5 protein-coding genes are annotated in these 3,075 nt (G+C 39.2%); all 5 read right to left on the reverse strand.

The features are described 5' to 3' along the window. A partial coding sequence (locus Q9Q35_RS08035; RefSeq protein ID WP_304652906.1) for a YSIRK-type signal peptide-containing protein occupies positions 1-411 on the reverse strand: 411 nt, incomplete at its 3' end. 425 nt (positions 412-836) lie between these two features. Beyond that, positions 837-1,220, reverse strand: coding sequence for a 50S ribosomal protein L17 (gene rplQ / locus Q9Q35_RS08040; protein WP_004050261.1), 384 nt, complete (start codon positions 1,218-1,220; stop codon positions 837-839). 27 nt (positions 1,221-1,247) lie between these two features. Beyond that, positions 1,248-2,192, reverse strand: coding sequence for a DNA-directed RNA polymerase subunit alpha (locus Q9Q35_RS08045; RefSeq protein ID WP_304652907.1), 945 nt, complete (start codon positions 2,190-2,192; stop codon positions 1,248-1,250). Between the two features lie 85 nt (positions 2,193-2,277). Continuing rightward, on the reverse strand, positions 2,278-2,664 hold the full coding sequence (gene rpsK, locus Q9Q35_RS08050; RefSeq protein WP_004050265.1) for a 30S ribosomal protein S11: 387 nt from the start codon (positions 2,662-2,664) through the stop codon (positions 2,278-2,280). Positions 2,665-2,697: 33 nt separating this feature from the next. Continuing rightward, complete coding sequence (rpsM, locus tag Q9Q35_RS08055; RefSeq protein WP_004050267.1) at positions 2,698-3,063, reverse strand: 30S ribosomal protein S13; 366 nt, start codon at positions 3,061-3,063, stop codon at positions 2,698-2,700. Positions 3,064-3,075: the final 12 nt, after the last annotated feature.

The raw sequence follows: 3,075 nt of genomic DNA on the forward strand, positions 1-3,075 counted from the left end.
AGTCTGATAGTCAAGTTCTTCAACTACAAGCTCTTTTGAAGCTTGATCGCTATCAGGCACACCAGTATTTTCTACCTCTTCCGCCTCGTTGTTTCCGTTTTCATTTTCCGGTGTGACTGAAACGTCAGAAACTAATTCAGGGTGCGTTTCGGGCAGATCAACTTCATTATTTTCCTCGATTTCAACAGGTGTTGTCATCTCAGTATCTGTGGCACTTGTTGGAGTAGAGACAGCAGAAACGCTATTTATGCTCTCTGCAGTATCAGCTGAGATCTTGTCCCCCATATAAGTTGCAAATATTGTCCCAACTAAAACAGATGCCACACCAACACTTAATTTCTTGATCTTGAATTTTTGCTTTTTAGAGTCTTGCTTTTGAGCAAATAATTTATGGTTATTTTTAGAAAGCATCTTTTACCACCGTTTATCCTTTAAGTTATTTGTTCTATAATTCAATATTAAATTTTTATTAAATAAAAAACAATCTAAATCACCAGACTCTAATTGGTTTCTTCTAAAAAAATGTTTATATTCAGTAAATAAGCGAATTAATTTAAAAAAATTTATTATTTTCCCTTAAAACTAACATTTATAATTTTATATATTATTTTTTACCAAAATAAAAAGAGCACTCAAAAGAGTACCCTTAAATAAAGCGATCCTACCCAAAGATCAGTCTAAATGAAAATAATAAAAAAATCACTTTTTATAACGAAGGTTTCACAGATCCAACACCTGCTACTTAGGACTAGACTCGGTTTTACCCAACATCGTAACGCCCAGTTATCGCTATAAAAGTGACACTAGTTATATTCGTCGATAATAATCAATAAAAATTAGTCGACCAATTCAAGAACAGCCATCTTAGCTGCATCGCCGCGGCGTTCGTTCATCTTGATGATACGTGTATAACCGCCGTTACGGCCTTCAAAACGAGGTGCAACTTCTTCAAACAACTTTTGCAATGCTGTTTGAACAACTGCCTTATCGCCATCTTCTTTAACGTCTGCAACAACATCCATCATGAATGCAGCAGCACGACGACGAGAAGCTAAATCACCTTTTTTACCCAAAGTGATCATCTTTTCAGCAGTCTTACGTACTTCTTTAGCACGTGTTTCTGTTGTGACGATACGACCGTTAACGATCAAGTCAGTTGTCAAGTTGCGTAACATTGATTTACGGTGTGCGCTTGTGCGACCTAATTTACGGTAAGCCATGAACAGTTCCCTCCCTTAAATTTTATATTAGTCATCATGACGTAATGACAAGCCAAGATCTGCCAATTTAGCCTTAACTTCTTCCAAGGACTTGCGACCAAGGTTACGTACTTTCATCATGTCTGCTTCAGACTTGTTAGTCAAAGCTTGCACAGTGTTGATACCAGCACGCTTCAAGCAGTTGTATGAACGCACAGACAAGTCAAGTTCTTCGATTGTCATTTCAAGCATTTTTTCTTTATGTGTTTCTTCTTTTTCGACCATGATCTCAGCATTCTTAGCTTCATCTGTCAAATCAACAAATAATGTCAAATGCTCTGTTAAAATCTTAGCGGACAAGCTGATTGCTTCACTTGGTGTGATCGAGCCATTTGTCCACACGTCTAACGTTAATTTATCATAATCATTTTTTTGACCAACACGTGTTTTTTCTACTTGGTAGTTGACACGTTCGATCGGGGTATAAATTGAGTCGATTGGTAAAACGCCAATAGGCATGTCTTCAGCCTTAGCTTTGTTTTCCGTTGCGGAAACATAGCCTCGACCCTTGTTAGCAGTCATTCGAGCATGGAACACAGCGCCATCAGCCACAGTACAAATATATTGATCTGGGTTAAGGATCTCTACATCACTGCTACCTTGAATGTCACCGGCAGTAACTTCTTTTGGCCCAACAACATCAAATTTTAAAGTTTGAGACTCTTCAGAATCAAGTTTAAGTGCGACTTTCTTTAAGTTCAAGATGATCGCTGTTACGTCTTCTAAAACACCTTTTACAGTGGAGAATTCATGTAACACACCATCAATTTGAACATCAGTGATCGCTGCACCTGGTAAGGAAGAAAGTAAGATACGACGCAAGGAGTTACCTAAAGTTGTACCATAACCACGTTCGAGCGGTTCAACGACAAACTTACCGTAATCTTGACCTTCTTCGATTTTATGAATTTTTGGTTTTTCAAATTCGATCATTCTTATCTTTACCCCTTTCAAAACGTTACGTGTAATCTGGTTGAAAACATTATGAGTCTATCCTCAAAATGAATACTGATCCACATTAAACACGACGGCGTTTTGGAGGACGGCATCCGTTATGAGGAACTGGTGTAACATCCTTGATAGATGTAACTTCAAGACCTGTTGTTTGAAGCGCACGAATAGCAGCTTCACGACCAGAACCAGGACCTTTAACTGCAACTTCAACAGTCTTCATGCCATGATCCATTGCACCCTTAGCTGCTGCTTCAGCGGCCATTTGGGCAGCAAATGGAGTAGACTTACGGGAACCCTTGAAGCCTAAAGAACCTGCTGATGACCATGCTACGGCGTTACCATGAACGTCTGTGATCATAACAAGTGTGTTATTGAATGTTGAATGAATATGTGCAACACCGCTTTCGATATTCTTCTTTACACGGCGCTTACGAGACTTTTTAACTGCCATGAAATAGCTAACCTCCTTTTTAGATTATTTAAATTATTTCTTCTTACCTGCAATTGAAACTGCTGGGCCTTTACGTGTACGCGCATTGTTCTTCGTGTTTTGACCACGAACTGGTAAATGACGACGATGACGTAGACCACGGTAAGAGCCGATTTCGGAAAGACGCTTGATGTTTAAAGAAACTTCACGGCGAAGGTCACCTTCTACCTTGTAGTTATCAACAACAGCACGGATCTTGTCTTCTTGATCTGCTGTTAAATCACGAACGCGAACGTCTTCTGAAACACCTGCTTCAGCTAAGATCTTCTTAGCTGTTGTATTACCGATTCCGTAAATATAAGTTAAGCCGATAACGATACGCTTGTCGCGTGGTAAATCGACACCTGCAATACGAGCCATTACAATTACACC

Source organism: uncultured Ligilactobacillus sp., assembly GCF_948826705.1.
Lineage (GTDB): Bacteria > Bacillota > Bacilli > Lactobacillales > Lactobacillaceae > Ligilactobacillus.

What these genes read in the sequence shown, in the direction of transcription:
- rplQ (WP_004050261.1), bottom strand. Translation starts at nt 1,220, where the DNA reads ATGGCTTACCGTAAATTAGGTCGCACAAGCGCACACCGTAAATCAATG.
- Q9Q35_RS08045 (WP_304652907.1), bottom strand. Translation starts at nt 2,192, where the DNA reads ATGATCGAATTTGAAAAACCAAAAATTCATAAAATCGAAGAAGGTCAA.
- rpsK (WP_004050265.1), bottom strand. Translation starts at nt 2,664, where the DNA reads ATGGCAGTTAAAAAGTCTCGTAAGCGCCGTGTAAAGAAGAATATCGAA.
- rpsM (WP_004050267.1), bottom strand. Translation starts at nt 3,063, where the DNA reads ATGGCTCGTATTGCAGGTGTCGATTTACCACGCGACAAGCGTATCGTT.